Source organism: Streptomyces sp. SID8352 (assembly GCF_009862265.1).
GTDB lineage: Bacteria > Actinomycetota > Actinomycetes > Streptomycetales > Streptomycetaceae > Streptomyces.
In genome coordinates this window covers 162,076-177,111 of record NZ_WWGX01000030.1, presented here as the reverse complement: position 1 = coordinate 177,111, position 15,036 = coordinate 162,076, and the positions used below count along the sequence as shown (strand labels likewise).

General features: G+C 75.1%; 12 protein-coding genes and 3 tRNA genes. 9 read left to right on the top strand and 6 right to left on the bottom strand.

Annotation, left to right across the window (positions count from 1 at the left end):
* Positions 1-41: 41 nt before the first annotated feature.
* Complete coding sequence (locus GTY84_RS10095; protein ID WP_161225811.1) at positions 42-626, top strand: hypothetical protein; 585 nt, start codon at positions 42-44, stop codon at positions 624-626.
* Positions 617-690, top strand: a tRNA-Lys gene (locus GTY84_RS10090). Before GTY84_RS10095 ends, GTY84_RS10090 begins: the two co-directional genes overlap by 10 nt.
* Before the next feature lie 206 nt (positions 691-896).
* On the opposite strand, the gene GTY84_RS10085 is transcribed toward GTY84_RS10090, so the two are convergent.
* The gene (locus GTY84_RS10085; protein WP_345943385.1) at positions 897-2,135 is read right to left on the bottom strand and encodes a M6 family metalloprotease domain-containing protein; all 1,239 of its coding nucleotides are present in this window, start codon (positions 2,133-2,135) and stop codon (positions 897-899) included.
* Between the two features lie 449 nt (positions 2,136-2,584).
* Here GTY84_RS10085 and GTY84_RS10080 point away from each other — a divergent pair, with 449 nt between their 5' ends.
* Positions 2,585-4,570: an EAL domain-containing protein gene (locus GTY84_RS10080; protein ID WP_161225809.1), complete on the top strand. Its 1,986-nt coding sequence runs from the start codon at positions 2,585-2,587 to the stop codon at positions 4,568-4,570.
* Here GTY84_RS10080 and GTY84_RS10075 read toward each other — a convergent pair.
* Both GTY84_RS10075 and GTY84_RS10070 read right to left on the bottom strand, forming a co-directional pair.
* The gene (locus tag GTY84_RS10075; protein ID WP_161225808.1) at positions 4,546-5,646 is read right to left on the bottom strand and encodes an LLM class flavin-dependent oxidoreductase; all 1,101 of its coding nucleotides are present in this window, start codon (positions 5,644-5,646) and stop codon (positions 4,546-4,548) included. The genes GTY84_RS10080 and GTY84_RS10075 overlap by 25 nt on opposite strands.
* 674 nt (positions 5,647-6,320) lie before the next feature.
* On the bottom strand, positions 6,321-7,058 hold the full coding sequence (locus GTY84_RS10070; protein WP_161225807.1) for an aspartate/glutamate racemase family protein: 738 nt from the start codon (positions 7,056-7,058) through the stop codon (positions 6,321-6,323).
* 196 nt (positions 7,059-7,254) lie between these two features.
* On the opposite strand from GTY84_RS10070, the gene ehuB reads away from it, so the two are divergent.
* From ehuB to GTY84_RS10045, 5 genes are all read left to right on the top strand, one after another.
* Positions 7,255-8,184 (top strand): ectoine/hydroxyectoine ABC transporter substrate-binding protein EhuB, encoded by a 930-nt coding sequence (ehuB, locus tag GTY84_RS10065; RefSeq protein ID WP_161225806.1) that lies wholly within the window; start codon positions 7,255-7,257, stop codon positions 8,182-8,184.
* The gene (gene ehuC, locus GTY84_RS10060; RefSeq protein WP_237532160.1) at positions 8,181-8,888 is read left to right on the top strand and encodes an ectoine/hydroxyectoine ABC transporter permease subunit EhuC; all 708 of its coding nucleotides are present in this window, start codon (positions 8,181-8,183) and stop codon (positions 8,886-8,888) included. Before ehuB ends, ehuC begins: the two co-directional genes overlap by 4 nt.
* Positions 8,885-9,535, top strand: coding sequence for an ectoine/hydroxyectoine ABC transporter permease subunit EhuD (ehuD, locus tag GTY84_RS10055; RefSeq protein WP_161225805.1), 651 nt, complete (start codon positions 8,885-8,887; stop codon positions 9,533-9,535). Before ehuC ends, ehuD begins: the two co-directional genes overlap by 4 nt.
* On the top strand, positions 9,525-10,310 hold the full coding sequence (locus tag GTY84_RS10050; RefSeq protein ID WP_161225804.1) for an amino acid ABC transporter ATP-binding protein: 786 nt from the start codon (positions 9,525-9,527) through the stop codon (positions 10,308-10,310). Before ehuD ends, GTY84_RS10050 begins: the two co-directional genes overlap by 11 nt.
* 226 nt (positions 10,311-10,536) lie before the next feature.
* Positions 10,537-10,610, top strand: a tRNA-Lys gene (locus tag GTY84_RS10045).
* A 44-nt stretch (positions 10,611-10,654) separates the two neighbouring features.
* Here GTY84_RS10045 and GTY84_RS10040 read toward each other — a convergent pair.
* The 3 genes from GTY84_RS10040 to GTY84_RS10025 form a co-directional block, all read right to left on the bottom strand.
* Positions 10,655-11,260 (bottom strand): lytic polysaccharide monooxygenase, encoded by a 606-nt coding sequence (locus GTY84_RS10040; RefSeq protein WP_161225803.1) that lies wholly within the window; start codon positions 11,258-11,260, stop codon positions 10,655-10,657.
* 872 nt (positions 11,261-12,132) lie between these two features.
* On the bottom strand, positions 12,133-13,401 hold the full coding sequence (locus GTY84_RS10035; RefSeq protein ID WP_237532159.1) for an SPFH domain-containing protein: 1,269 nt from the start codon (positions 13,399-13,401) through the stop codon (positions 12,133-12,135).
* Between the two features lie 57 nt (positions 13,402-13,458).
* Positions 13,459-14,757 (bottom strand): peptidoglycan-binding protein, encoded by a 1,299-nt coding sequence (locus tag GTY84_RS10025; protein ID WP_161225802.1) that lies wholly within the window; start codon positions 14,755-14,757, stop codon positions 13,459-13,461.
* Positions 14,758-14,953: 196 nt separating this feature from the next.
* On the opposite strand from GTY84_RS10025, the gene GTY84_RS10020 reads away from it, so the two are divergent.
* A tRNA-Lys gene (locus GTY84_RS10020) sits at positions 14,954-15,027 on the top strand.
* Positions 15,028-15,036 lie beyond the last annotated feature (9 nt).

Genomic DNA, 15,036 nt, shown 5'->3' with positions numbered 1-15,036 from the left:
ACGGTGAAACGGTTTGCTTACCGACGGTAGACCTGGGCGGCATGAGCAGCACACGGAACGCCTCGGACCTCACCTCGGACGGCGCCGCCTGGCTGGCCTCGGCGGACCCCCGCGCCCGGCGCGCCCTCGCCTCGTGGCAGGAACGGCCCTCGGTCCCGGTCGCCCTGCCCTGCGGCCCGGTCTTCGACGTGGTGAGCACCCCCACGCTGTTCGGCCGCCGGATGCTGGACCGGATGTGGGAGGAGGGGCCGGGCTCGGGGCCGGTGGCCGAGGTGCGCGGGCGGCTGCTGGTGTTCGCCGCCCCCGGCACGGCCCAGCGGCTGCCGTCGCTGCTGGAGTGGGAGGAGTGGGGCACGCGCGGCCGGGAGCGCGGCCGCACCGGCGGGGTCCCGCCGCTGCTCTGCCACGGCGTGGGCGACACGGTGACCGTTCCGGCGCCGGAGGCCGGGACCGACCACCCCGGGGACCGCTGGCTGGTCGCCCCGGACACCCGGCGGCCGTGGCTGCCGGGCCCCGAGATCCTGCTCTGGGCGGCCGTGCGGGCGGCCCGGGCGGTGGTGCGGATTTCGATTTTTCCTCCCGCCGACCAGGGTGCTAAGGTCTACGACGTCAGCAGGCGCCGCTAGCTCAGTTGGTTAGAGCAGCTGACTCTTAATCAGCGGGTCCGGGGTTCGAGTCCCTGGCGGCGCACCGGCGAAAGCCAGGATTGACTGACGAAGGGCGTTCCCGGTCTCCGGGAACGCCCTTCCGCATGTCAGGCCCTGCCTCCGGGGACGCGTTCCGCGCCCGGCACGGGGCCTGGTCCCCGACCGGCACCCGGTACGGCGCCTCGCCCCACCCGCGGCCCGCACCGCCACCGCGCCCCGCCACCCGGGTCCGCCGCCCCTTCCCCCGCCTCACCCCCGCCCCGGCGCTCCCGCCCCCGGGGTGATGCTCACCGTCCAGGCGCCCGACGGGGTCCGCCCCTGCACCTCCACCCGCACACCGTCGCCGGGCACCGTGAAGCTCTCCCCGAGACCGACCGGCGCGTCCGCCAGCGGCGGGTAGACCGAGTCCCGCCCGCACGCCTCGGTGCGCGGATGGGCGTCGATCACCCGGACGGGCCCCGCGCCGGACTCCGTGCCCCCGCGCACCCGGTAGACCAGCACCCCCGCCCGGCAGGCCGCCGCGTCGTCGCCCACCGGACCGCGCGCCTCGAAGGCCAGCGCCGTGTCCGCCCCGGTGCGCACCACCGCCAGCTTGGTCCCCCGGCCCAGCCCGAACGACGGCGCCCCCGCGGCACCCGCCACCGGCACGCCGGGCCCCGCGCCCAGCGGCTCCAGGGTGAGCCGGACCGGCCCGGTGCCGCGGACGCAGGCCACCTGCCGGGGCTCCAGCCAGCCCAGCTTCCACTTGTGCCAGCCGAAGAGGTCCGGGGCCAGCCCGAACTGGCTGCCCATGAGGTCCCAGTCACCGACGTGGGTGTCCCAGTCACCGTCCGCGTCGACCGGGCGCCGGTACAGGTCGGGCAGGTCGAAGACGTGGCCGGTCTCGTGGGCCAGGACCAGCCGGTCCGGCGGATGGTTCTCGAACACGGTGACCACCCGCCGGATGTCGGTGCCGTCGGCCCGCAGCGGGGTGTCCAGGTTGACGACCTTCGTCGCGTCGGAGTCGACCCCGGGCGCGTCCGGGTCGGCCACGAAGTAGACGACGCCGTAGCGGCGGAAGTCCACGTGCGGGTCGGCCGCCGCCAGCGCGTCGCGCAGATAGGCGGAGCGGTGCCCGGGGCTCCAGTCGCGCCGTATGGCGTAGGCAGTGGAGGGGCGGGGCATCGACACCCAGTGCCGCAACGGGTGCGGACGGAGGGTGAACCTGCCGTAGGAGGCGCGGCGGAAGAAGCCGGTGGTGGCCGGGAAGTGGTCGGCGGCCAGTTCCGCGGGCGTGGTCAGCGGCTGGGAGTCCGGGAAGGAGAGGAAGACCATCACCGCGTCCAGGGCGCGCGTGGGCCGCGGATAGGCGGAGTTCCAGGTCGCCACCCCCTCCGAGTGGTGGGCGGCGGTCCGCGCCAGCGCGCAGGGGTCCGGGGAGAACGGCCGGGCCTCCGCGGGGACGGTGATCAGGCAGGTCGCGGCGACCGCCGAGAGGGTGGTGCACACCGCGGTCGTCCCGCGCAGCCGGGGCCCGAACACTCCCGGACCGGCCGGGCGGCGGCCCGCGCCGGGCGCCCCGGGGGCCTCACGGACGGGTCGCCTCAGGGGACGCTGGCGGGGCACGGGGACCTCCGGATGCGGCTCGCGGGAACACCGCACCCAGCTTGTGCATATTTGTCATATCGCGCCCTGTTCGCCTGAACCGGACGGGTGAGCGAGTCGTCATCCCTCCGGTGCCCGCACGGAGCGTCACCCGATTGCACTCACGGATCGTCACAACTGGTCGGAGGCGCAAAGCGGCAGTCCACGCACGGACACAAACGGTCCGCGGTGAAGATCACCCGGCTTTCGGGGCGGTACGGCGGCTGGAAGGCCGGAAGGCCAGCCTCTATGATCGGCACACTTTCCTGCACGGACAGATACGGACAGAGATCGAGGCACTGCGGGAGCGAGCGGTGAGCGGAACGTCCGAAGGGCCGGCGCCCGCGGCAGACCTCTACCGGTCAGTCGCCACAGCCGTCACAGACAGTGACGTGGATCTGGCTACGAGTACGGACACCACGGGACGCGCGGAGCCCGGAGCGGGCGCGGAGCCCCCGGGCGCCGCGGTGCCCGGGGGCCCGCGGCCGTCGGTGCCGCAGCCCTGCGCGGGCACCGCGCCGTACCGTTCCGTCTTCGCCACCGCTCCGCTCGCCATGGCCGTCGTCGACCCCGACGGCCTGGTGGTCAGCGCCAACGACACCCTGGGCGCCCTGCTCGGCACCGACCCGGCGGACCTGCCCGGGCGGGCCGCCGCCGACCTCGTCGACCTGGCCTCCGACGCCGGCACCTGGCACGCCTACCGCGAGGTGCTGCGCGGCGACCGCTCCCGGATGCGCTGCACCCGGCGGCTGAAGCGGGCGGACGGCCACGCGCTGTGGGCGCAGGTGACGCTCTCGCCGCTGGCCCCGTCCGGCGAGGCGCCCGGGCTGCTGCTCTCGGTCGCGGACATCAGCGCCCGGCGCGAGCTGCAGGCCCGGCTGCGCCACCTCCAGATGCACGACCCGGTGACCCGGCTGCCCAACCGCGCGCTGTTCTTCGAACGCCTCACGGCCGCGCTGGAGAACGACGGCTACGAGCACGGCGGCACCGGCCGGATCGGCCTGTGCTACCTGGACCTGGACGGCTTCAAGGCGGTCAACGACACCCTGGGCCACCGGGTCGGGGACCGGCTGCTGGCCGCCGTCGCCGAACGGCTCGCGCGCTGCGCCGAGCAGGCCGCCCACGCCCGCTCCGGCGCCCCCCTGGTGGCCCGGCTCGGCGGTGACGAGTTCGCGCTGCTGGTGGCGGACTCCACCGGCACCGAGCAGCTCGCGGACCTCGCGGAGAGCGTGCTGGCCGCGCTCCAGGAGCCGTTCGAGATCCGCGACCGGCGGCTCTCGGTCACCGCCTCCGTCGGCGTCGTCGAGCGCCACACGGCCGGGACCACGGCGACCGCGCTGATGCAGGCCGCCGACACCACCCTGTACTGGGCCAAGGCCGACGGGCGGGCCCGCTGGACCCTCTTCGACCCCGAGCGCAACGCCCACCGGATGACCCGGCAGGCGCTGGCCGCCACCCTGCGTCCGGCCATCGACCGGGGCGAGTTCGCCCTGGAGTACCAGCCGCTGGTGGGCATGGAGGACGGCCGGGTCCGGGGGGTGGAGGCGCTGATCCGCTGGAACCACCCCCAGTTCGGCGTCCTGGCGCCGAATCGGTTCATCGCACTGGCGGAGGAGGACGGCTCAATCGTTCCCCTGGGCCGCTGGATCCTGCGTACCGCCTGCTCACAGGCGCGCCGCTGGCAGCTGGCGCATCCCGGCGAACCGCCGATCTTCGTCAGCGTCAATGTGGCCGTCCGCCAGGTGTGGGACTCGGACCTGGTGGCGGACGTGGCCGCGACCCTGGAGGAGACCGGCCTCGCCCCCGGGCTGCTGCAACTGGAGCTGACCGAGTCCGCGGTGATGGGCTCGGCCGGCCGGCCGCTCCAGGTGCTGAAGGCGCTCAGCGACATGGGCGTGCAGATCGCCATCGACGACTTCGGCACCGGCTACTCGAACCTCGCCTACCTCAGCCGGCTGCCGGTGTCGGCCCTGAAGCTGGACGGCGCCTTCGTACGGGGCTTCCAGTACGACGGCGCCGGGGCGGGCGGCGGCCCGGCCGACGGCACCGCCCGCGCGGCGAGCCCGGCCGACGAGGTGATCGTCGAGGCCATGGTCCAGCTCGCCCACCGTCTGGGCCTGACGGTCACCGCCGAGTGCGTGGAGACCTCGGACCAGGCGTCGCGGCTGCGCCGCATCGGCTGCGACACCGGGCAGGGCTGGCTGTACTCCCGCCCGGTGGCGCCGGACCGGATCTCCGCGCTGCTGGCCGCCGCCGGGCCGGGCGCGGCCGGGGTTCAGGCCGGCGTCGGCAAGCCGTAGGCGTCGGCGATCAGCTCGTAGGAGCGCAGCCGCACGCCCGGGCCGTGCGCGTTGGCGGTGAGCATCAGCTCGTCGGCGCCGGTGCGCTTCTGGAGGAGGTCCAGTCCGGCGCGCACCTCGTCGGGGGTGCCGTGCACCACGTTGGCGTTCCAGGACGTGACGAAGTCCCGCTCCACCGGGCTGAAGTCGTACGCCTCCGCCTCCTCGGGCGTGGGCACCAGTCCGGGGCGGCCGGTGCGCAGCCGGACCATGTTCAGCGCGGCGGCGAGCACCTGGCGGCGGGCCTCCCGCTCGTCGTCGGCGGCCAGCGCGGAGACGCCGATCAGGGTGTGGGGGGCGTCCAGGACGGCGGACGGGCGGAAGGACTCGCGGTACAGGTCCAGCGCCGGGACGGTGTTCTGGGCGGAGAAGTGGTGGGCGAAGGCGAACGGCAGCCCCAGGGTGCCGGCCAGCCGGGCGCTGAATCCGGACGACCCCAGCAGCCAGACCGGCGGCCGGTGCGGGGACTGGACGCCCCCGGGGGAGGTCGCCTGGACGGGGCCGGGGACGGCGTGGATGCGGCCGTAGGGGTGCCCGTCGGGGAACCGGTCGTCCAGGAACCGGATCAGCTCCGCGAGCTGCTGGGGGAAGTCGTCGGCGCCCTCGTGGAGCCGCTCCGTGCGGCGCAGCGCGGCGGCGGTGGCGCCGTCCGTGCCGGGCGCCCGGCCGAGGCCGAGGTCGATCCGGCCCGGGGCCATGGCCTCCAGCGTCCCGAACTGCTCGGCGATCACCAGGGGGGCGTGGTTGGGCAGCATGACGCCGCCCGAGCCGAGCCGGATCCGGTCGGTGTGGGCGGCGAGGTGGGCGAGGATCACCGCCGGGGAGGAGGAGGCGACGCCGGGCATGGAGTGGTGCTCCGCCACCCAGTAGCGGTGGAAGCCCCGGGACTCCGCGAGGCGCGCGATGCGGACGCTGGTGCGCAGGGCGTCGCTCGCGGTGTACCCGGCGCCGACGGTCACCAGGTCCAGCACGGAGAGGGGGACCGGCGCGGTGCCGTGGGCGGTGCCCCGGATCTCCTCTGCGGCGTCTGCGGCCATGACGGGATGCCTCCTGTGGGTACGGCGGGTGGTACGGCGGACACTGCGCGGGCAACGGGGGCGCGGGCCGGGATATTCCCGACGGGCCGCGGGCTCGGGGTGACCGCGGGCTCGGGGTGACCGCGGGCGCGGGGTGACCGCGGGCGCGGGGTGACCGCGGGCGCGGGGTGACCGCGGGTGCGCGGCCGGGATGGCCGGGCAGGGGGCGCGGGGCGCGGCGCGTACCGGCGGCCGACGGGCTTCGCACCGGTGCCGGGCGCCGTCGGTACGGAGCCCGGCCACCGGCGCGGTACCGTCCCCCGGCACCGGGAGGGCGGGGGAGGCCGCCCTCGGGGTCCCGAGGGTGCTCCCGGCTGGGGTGGTGGCAGGGCGCTCGGGATCTGGGGAGCGTGCGCCCGGGGGCTCGACCGGGCTCCGTTTCCGCAGTGATACCACCGGCGTACGCCGCGCGTTTTCCGGACAATATGCGGGGTGCGCTCCCTCCCCGGTCCAGGGGTCCGGCGCCGCGCCGCGCGCCCGGGGCGCGCCTCGGCGCGCCGTCGCGCGGGGACGGCGCCCGCCCGGCCCCGGCACCCCCGCTCCACGAGCACGGCCCGGCCGACCTCCCCGCCGCGGCCCGGCCGACCTCCCGCCCCCGGCACGCAACCGGCCCCCGGCCGGGAGACGGCGGCGGCTCAGGCCTGGACGAGCGGCTCGCGGGTGAAGAGGGCGCCCAGCCGGGGGGCGTTGACCCGGCGGTCGGACAGGCGCAGGGCCTCCCAGACGGCCACCTGGTTGGCGGTGAGCACGGGCTTGCCCAGCTCCTTCTCCAGCTCCGGGATGTGCGCCACCGTGGGCAGGGCGTTGTCCGGCAGCAGGACCGCGTCGGCCTCGGGGTGGTCGGCGGCCCGCGCCATCTCCGTGATCCGCTCGGCGCCCCAGTCGCCCGCCGCGGCCCCGGCTTCGGTGAGCGGGCCGAACGCGGCGACGGACGTCACGTCCAGGCCCCCGGCGCGCAGGAAGTCCGCGAACAGCTCCGCCACGTCGTCGGTGTAGGGCGCGCCGACGGCGACCCGGGGGGCGCCGATCTCCCGGGCCGCGTGGGCGAAGGCGAAGGAGGTGGAGGAGGCCGGCATCCCGGCCGCGCGGGCGAGGGCGCGCACCTGCTCCCGCGCGCCCTGCCAGCCGTGCACGAAGCCGCCGCTGGTGCAGGCCCACACCACCGCGTCGGCGCCGGACAGGCGCAGCTCCTCCACACCGGCCGTGATCCGCTCGGGGGTGCCCAGCTCCCGCAGGGCGTCGACCTCGTGGGCGTCCTGGTCGATGTCGGTGTGCACCAGGTCCACCCGGACATCGCCGCCCAGCAACTGCTCCATCCGCGGATAGTCGTCCTCGCCGAGGTGGCCCGGGTACAGGAATCCCAGTGCTGTCATGTCCGCCCTTCCGCTCTCGTCCGCGTCCCGCGGGGCCGGTGCCCCGGCGCGGTCCCATGGGACGGGTACCCCGTCGGCGCGACCGCGCCCCACTCCGTCCCCGGGTCGGCCGAGATGCCCCGTATGCGGGCCGGGCCTCAGCACCGGACCGGAAAGAACCGGCATAACCCGTTCGGCTCCGGGTAGCTGCGCGCCCATGGCTCCACCACACAGAACCCCGCCATGGGGAATACCCGTCCGAGAACCAACGAGTCCGGGACCCGCCCGCCGGACGCTGCTCGCGGGGGCGGCGGCGCTCGGCGCGCTGGGGGCGGCCGGCTGCTCCCGGGTGGCCTCCGCGTCGAACGTGGAGGGGGGCGACCTGCTCGGCCGCCTGCGGGCCCAGGGGGTCGCCCGGCTCGGCATCGCGGGCGAGATCCCCTTCGGGTACATCGACCGGAACGGTGAGCTGACCGGCGAGGCGCCGAAGCTCGCCGAGGTCGTCTTCAAGCGCCTCGGGGTCGACCGAGTGCAGCCGGTGCCGACAGAGTTCGGCTCCCTCATACCGGGGCTCGCCTCGCAGCAGTTCGACGTCGTCGCGGCCGGGATGTACATCAACCCGGACCGGTGCGCGCAGGTGATCTTCTCGGACCCCGACTACCAGATGCTCGACTCCTTCATCGTGCGCAAGGGCAATCCGCTCGGTCTGCACGACTACCGGGACGTCGTGGAGAAGAAGGCCCGGTTCGCCACCGGCACCGGCTACGCCGAGATCGCGTACGCGGTGGAGGCCGGGTACGAGGAGGACGACATCCTGATCGTCCCCGACCAGGTGGCCGGCCTCAACGCCGTCGAGGCCGGGCGCGTGGACGTCTTCGCGGGGACGGCGCTGACCACCCGCGAGGTGGTCAGGAAGTCCCGGAAGGCCGAGGCGACGGAGGCGTTCAAGCCGCTCGTCGACGGCGAACCGCACGTCGACGGGGGCGGCTTCGCCTTCCGGCCGACGGAGACCAACCTCCGGGACGCCTTCAACGGCGAGCTGCGCAAGCTCAAGCGGAGCGGTGAACTGCTCCGGATCCTGCGGCCGTTCGGGTTCACCGAGGACGAGATGACCGATCTGACCGCGAAGGAGTTGTGCGGCGGATGACTTCGGGACTCTGGGAACTCGTATGGCGGGGGGTCTGGGTCACGGTCCAGCTCCTCTTCTTCAGCGCGCTGCTGGCGACGGCCGTCTCCTTCGTGGCGGGCGTCGCGCGCACCCACCGGCTGTGGATCGTCCGCTTCCTCGCGGGCTTCTACACCGAGGTGTTCCGCGGCACCTCCGCGCTGGTGATGATCTTCTGGGTGTTCTTCGTGCTCCCCCCGGCCTTCGGCTGGCAGCTCGTCCCGATGTGGGCGGGCACGCTGGCGCTGGGCCTGACCTACGGGGCGTACGGCTCGGAGATCGTGCGCGGCGCGCTCGGCGCGGTCGATCCGGCGCAGCGGGAGGGCGGCATCGCGCTGAGCTTCACGCCGTGGCAGCGGATGAGGCTGATCCTGCTGCCGCAGGCGGTGCCGGAGATGATCCCGCCCTTCTCCAACCTGCTGGTGGAGCTGCTCAAGGGCACCGCCCTGGTGTCGATCATGGGCATGGGTGACCTGGCGTTCAGCGGCAACCTGGTGCGCCTGGCGCTCCAGGAGAGCGCGGAGATCTACACGTACGTCCTGCTGCTCTACTTCGTGATCGCGTTCCTGCTGACGCGGGGGATGCGCGGTCTGGAGAAGCGGCTGAAGGCGGGTGTCGGCAGGACGGCGTCCGGGAGCGGGCCCGCCCCCGCCGCCGAGCCGGCCGGGGCCGGGGGTGTCCGATGACCTGGGACTGGAACGCGGTCTCGGAGTTCATGCCGCACTTCTGGGACGGACTGCTGGTCACCCTGCGGATCCTCGTCCTGGGGTCGCTGATCTCCTTCGCGCTGGGCCTGGTGTGGGCGCTGCTGACGCGGGTGCCGTCCCGCTGGGTGACCTGGCCGGTCGGCGTGGTCACGGAGTTCGTCCGCAACACGCCGCTGCTGGTGCAGCTCTTCTTCCTGTTCTACGTGCTGCCCGAGTGGGGACTGACGTTCTCCGCGCTGACCACGGGCGTGGTCGGCATCGGTCTGCACTACTCGACCTACACGATGCAGGTCTACCGGGCCGGGATCGAGGGGGTGCCCGTCGGCCAGTGGGAGGCCGCGACGGCGCTGAACCTGCCGCTCGCCCGGACGTGGACCGCGGTGATCCTGCCGCAGGCCGTCCGCCGGGTGGTGCCCGCCCTCGGCAACTACGTGATCTCGATGCTGAAGGACACGCCCCTGCTGATGGCGATCACGGTGCTGGAGATGCTCGGCGAGGCACGGCTGTTCTCGCAGCAGAACTTCCAGTTCACCGAGCCCCTGACGGTGATCGGCGTGGCCTTCGTCATCGTCTCCTACCTGGCCTCCCTTGCCCTGCGAGCCCTGGAGCGACGCCTTGCCCACTGACACCCTCCCCCACCCCGAGAAGAGTCCCGAGCGCCGTTCCGGCGAGCTGATCCGGCTGGAGGGGGTGACCAAGCGGTTCGGCGACAACACCGTCCTCGACCACCTGGACTTCTCCGTCGACGCGGGCCGGCACGTCACCCTGATCGGCCCGTCCGGCTCGGGCAAGACGACGATCCTGCGGCTGCTGATGACCCTGCTCAAGCCCGACGAGGGCACGATCACCGTCGACGGGCAGTTGCTGCACCCGGCCGGCGAGAAGCAGCGGCGCGAGGTCCGCAAGCGGATCGGCATGGTCTTCCAGCAGTTCAACCTGTTCCCGAACATGAGCGTGCTGCGGAACATCACCGAGGCGCCGGTCACCGTGCTGGGCATGTCCCGGGACGAGGCGGTGGAGCGTGCCCGGGGGCTGCTGGAGATGGTGGGCCTGGCCGACAAGTGCGACGCCCGCCCGGCCCAGCTCTCCGGCGGCCAGCAGCAGCGGGTGGCCATCGCCCGGGCGCTGGCGATGCGGCCCAAGGTGCTGCTGCTGGACGAGGTGACCTCGGCGCTCGACCCCGAGCTGGTCGCGGGTGTTCTGGACCTGCTGCGGGACATCGCGCGCAGCACCGACATCACCATGCTGTGCGTGACCCACGAGATGAACTTCGCCCGGGACATCTCGGACCAGGTCCTGATGTTCGACTCGGGCCGGGTCATCGAGGCGGGCCCGCCGGAGAAGATCTTCAGCGAGCCGGAGCACAACCGGACCCGGGAGTTCCTGAGCGCGGTGCTCTGACCCGTACGGGACGGCCCGGCGCCCCGGACGGGCGCGGGGCCGTCCCGGGGGCCGCGGTGCCCCCGGAGGGGCGGAGCCGTCCCGGGACCGCGCGCTCCCCCGCCGGGGCCGCCCACCGGGGCCCCGGGCCCAGCCCACCGGGGCCGCGGGGTGGTCGGGAGCACCCCCCGGGAGCGGGTAGTATTTTTCCTGTCGCCGAACGCGGGAAGCGGACGGCGGGAGTCATGCGCCGCTAGCTCAGTTGGTTAGAGCAGCTGACTCTTAATCAGCGGGTCCGGGGTTCGAGTCCCTGGCGGCGCACAGATGAGGGCCCCTCGCACACGCGAGGGGCCCTCGTTCGTCGCTCAGAACTTCACGTCCGAGCAGGCGTAGAACGCGTTGCCCGTGTCCGCGATCGTCCACACCGCGAGGATCACGTGGTGCCCGCTCAGCCCGGTCGGCAGGGTGCCGCTGTGGGAGAGGGTGGCCGGGGGCTGCTTGCCGCCGTAGGGCACGGTGAAGAACGGGGTGAGGTTGAGGTCGGAGCGGGACAGGTTGTGGTCCTGGTTCCAGCCCGGCTTGGTGACGTAGTACTTGAAGTCCGTCGTGGCGTGCCGCGCGGTGAACTGCCAGCGGAAGGAGTAGCTCTGGCCGCCGTTCACCTGGGTGGTGGGCCAGTCCTGGCCGTTGGGCCGCTTGGGGCTGTCGAGCGGGGCGAACCCGCCGCGGCCCGCGGAGCAGATCCGGCCGTCGGCCGGTCCGGCGGCCGGGAACCCCTTGGGGCCCTCGACGCTCTGCGGCTCCCACTGGATTCCGCCGCAGCCGGTGACGGTGCCGTTCTGGCAGAGCTTCTGGCGGCTGATGGGCGAGTCGGTGTAGCCGTGACCGGTGGCACCGCCGGAGGAGAGGAGGAGGGCCCCGGTGGTGGCCATGCCCACCGCGGCGGCGTACATCTTGGTCCTTGTGCGCATACTGCTGCTCCTGTGACGTGGGGGAAGTGCAGTGAGGCGTTGCATGCTGGTCTAGACCAAGACTCAGGTTATGGGCGTGAGTTGAACATGTCCATACCAAAAAAGGGAAACGGTCCGGGGGTGCCCGGCGGGCCCCACCCCGGTGTTCCGGGGGCGTCCGGAGCCTGCTCGCGAGCCGTCCGGAGCCGCGCCGGAGCCGCCTCGCCCGGCGGTCCGGAGCCGCCTCGCCGGGGAGGCCGGGCGGCCGGAGGACCGGGGAGCCGCGCTTCGCCCGGGGGCGGGGAAACCGAAACCCACCGTCCGGGAGGCCGCGCGCCGGGTCCCCCGGGGGGAGCGGCGGGCAGCCCCTCCGGGGGACCCGGAGACCAACGCCCGAGCCGGGCCCGAGGGGCCGGGAGCCGGGGCCGCCCCGGAACGCCGGGCGGTCGGGCCCCGCCACCCCGGCCCCGGGAACGACCTCGGCCCCGGCCCCGGGACCAGGTCCGCTCAGGGGGCGACTCCGACGGCTCCGCCTCGTGGAACGGGGTCGCCCAGGGCGCGGCTCCGCCCGGGGAGCGGCCACGCCCCGCGGAACGGAGTCGCCCAGGGGCCGGGGCCCGGAGACCCATGCCCGGTCCGGGCCCGAGGCGCCGGAAGCCCGGGCCGCCCCGGAACGCCGGGCGGTCGGGCCCCGCCACCCCGGCCCCGGGAACGACCTCGGCCCCGGCCCCGGCCCCGGCCCCGGTAGCAGGTCCGCTCAGGGGGCAACTCCGCTCAGGGAAACGGTCCGCCCAGGGCGTGGCTCCGCCCAGGCACGGCTCCGCCCCGCGGAACGGAGTCGCCCAGGGCGCGGCTCCGCCCGGGGAGCGGCTCCGCCCGGGGAGCGGCTCCGCTCACGTCCCCGGCTCGGCGCGGCCCGCGCAGAGCGCCACCGTGAGGTCCTTCACCAGCGCCTTCCGCTCGTAGTCGTCCAGCTCGACCAGCCCCCGCACCGTCAGCCGGGTCACCGTGTCCTCCACCGAGTCCACCACCGAGGACAGCGCGCGGGCCCGCCGGGCCGCGTCCAGCTCGGCGATCCGGCGCCGGTGCATCACGGCGGCCACCTCCGGGGCGTACTCCACCCGCACCGGCCGCACCGAGAACACCTCCAGGCCGACCGCCGCCGCGTCCGCCGCCACCAGCCGGGTCAGCGCCTCGCCGACCGCGTCCGCCGTGCCGCGCGCCGCGCCCGGCGGGTCCACCGGGACCCGGGCCAGGGCCGCCTCGACGCACTCCCCCAGATACGCCTCGTGGTCGTCGACCCCCAGCACGGCCCGCGCGGTGTCCCGCACCCGCCACACCACCAGCGTCACCACGCGCAGCGCCACCCCGTCGCCGTCCGCCGCGGGCACCGGCCCGCCTCGCCAGTGCCGCAGCCGCACGTCGACCCGGCGGCGCAGGAGCAGCGGGTTGACCCAGAGCAGGCCGGTGCGGCGCACCGTGCCCCGGTAGCGGCCGAACAGGCCGAGCACCCAGGCCCGCCCGGTGCGCCCGCGGGCCAGCCCGCCGAAGCCGAACAGCCCCAGCGCCCCGGCCGCCGCGTACGCCGCCCACTGGGCCGGGCCGAGCCCCGCCCCCGCGAACGCGGACAGACCGGAGGCGGACACCACCGGCGTCGGCAGCACCCCCGCCCACCAGGAGGTGACCGCGCAGCCCGCCGCCCCGCAGATCCCGGCGGCCACCCCGGCCGCGCCGGGCAGCACCCGCGCCGGATGCTCCGCCGGGCCGGGGGCGACCGTCGCCGCCGGGCGGGGCGGCGGGGCGGCGGGACGGCGCAGCCGGGGATGCTCCCCCGTGCCCAGGCGGCGGCCGACGACCGCCGGGCGCAGCGGCACCGGGGCGGGGACGGGGTCGTCACGGAAGAGGAGGTGCACGGGGATCTCGGTGGTGGCCTCGTTGTGGATCAGCCGGACGGGCCGGGCGGCGGCCCCGTCCGCGAGGAGCGCGCCGGGCCCGGGGACGGAGGCGCCACCCGGGCCGTCCGCCGCGGCCGTGGCGGACGGCCCGGCGGCGGGCGAGGGAACGGGGGTGGCCGCGGGGGCGGGCGGGGGGACAGGGGTGGTCACGGGGTCGGGGGCGGTCGTGGGGACGGGTGGGGGGATCGATGACGGGGTCGTGCTCATACGTGCTCCAGCCTCCGCGCCAGACGCGTGATGGACGGGTGATCAACGGGCGGGCGGTCAGGAGAACAGCCGCCGCCAGGTCTCCGGACCGGGATGGCCGTCCGCCGCGCCGCCGCGCCAGCCCTGGGCGCGCTGGAACGCCTCGACGTTGCGTCGGTCCGCCTCGCTCCAGCGCGGTCCCGGCCCGATCGTGTAGTGCCTGCCGTATCCCTTCTCCACCAGTCGCCGCCCGAGCCGGGTGATGTGGTCGCCGACGGCGCCGGGGCGGAAGAGGTCCCGGCCCGGGTAACCGGGCGGTGCGGCGGGGGCGGTGGCGTCCCGGCCGCCGCCCGTCACCGGCAGCCGCCGGGCGGCGGGGCCGGGGAGCCCGTCGGCGTCCGCGCCGCGCCGGTCCTGGGCCCGCTGGAAGGCCCCGGTCGCCGCGCGGTCCGCCGCCGTCCGGCCGGGGCCCGGCCCAGAGGTGTGGTAGCCGCTGCCACCGCGGGCGGCGAGCATCCGGCCCGGCTCGGTGACGTGCGCGTCGACGGCGCCGGGCCCGAAGGCCGAGGCCCCCGGGTAGGCGGCGCGGGACGGGGCGCCGCCGGTGGTGGCGGGCTCGACGCCCTTGTAGCGGTAGGGGACGTACTGCGCCGAATTGCTCCAGTAGGCGTACGGCGTGGTCTGCCGGCGGGTGCTCGGCGGGGTCTGCTCGTAGCCGGTGTAGTGGGTGCGGGCGCCGTCGGTCCAGCCTCCGAAGATCACCACGTGGGAGCCGTTCTGCGGGTCGGCCGCATTGTGGAAGAGAAGGATGTCGCCGGGCTGGAGTTCGTCCCGGGAAATGCGGTCCGCGAATGTCGCGAGGCTTCCCGTCCATTCGTTCGCGGGCAGGTTCCAGGCCATCGAGACATAGCCCGAGCAATCCTGCCGGTAACCGTCGGACCAGTGCGCCGTGGTGCTGTAGGGGACTTTCGCGGTGACCCATTTCTCGGCCCGGACGATGATCTCGGCGCGGGTGGTGGCGGGCAGCGCGGCGCTCGTGCTCTGCACCACCGGGAGCCCCGCCGTCCCGAACAGCGGGCCCTGCGGCCCCTGCCGGGTGGCCCCTTCCCCGGGCGCGGGGACACCGGGCGGGACGGGCGCCCCGGCGGCCGGGACCGCCGCCGCCGGGACAGCGCCGAGGATCGCCCCGGCGGTCGTCGCGGCGGCCACGACCAGCGCCGGGCGGGCCGCGGGGCGGCCGGGGACGCGGGCGGGGACGCGGGCGGCCGGGGCCCCCGGAAGGGCCCGGCAGCCCCGGCAGGCGCAGTCACCCGCCGGTTCGAATTCCTCGAACACCGGAACTCCGGACACCGGCTTCCCGAATGCCGGATTCTCCATGCGATTCCCCTCGCTCCCGCCGGAAAAGTCCGCGTGAAAAGCATCGCGGCCACTCACCCGGGCAGTTTCTCAACTGCTCTCCTCGCGCGCATGTTGACGGTCCGAACGATGTACGGCGGGTGCCGTCCGGGGGAGGCGGCCGGGGCGGCGGTCCGGAGCACCCCCCAGCGTCGGGTAGGGTTGTCCGGGTCAGCAGGCGCCGCTAGCTCAGTTGGTTAGAGCAGCTGACTCTTAATCAGCGGGTCCGGGGTTCGAGTCCCTGGCGGCGCACGACAACCG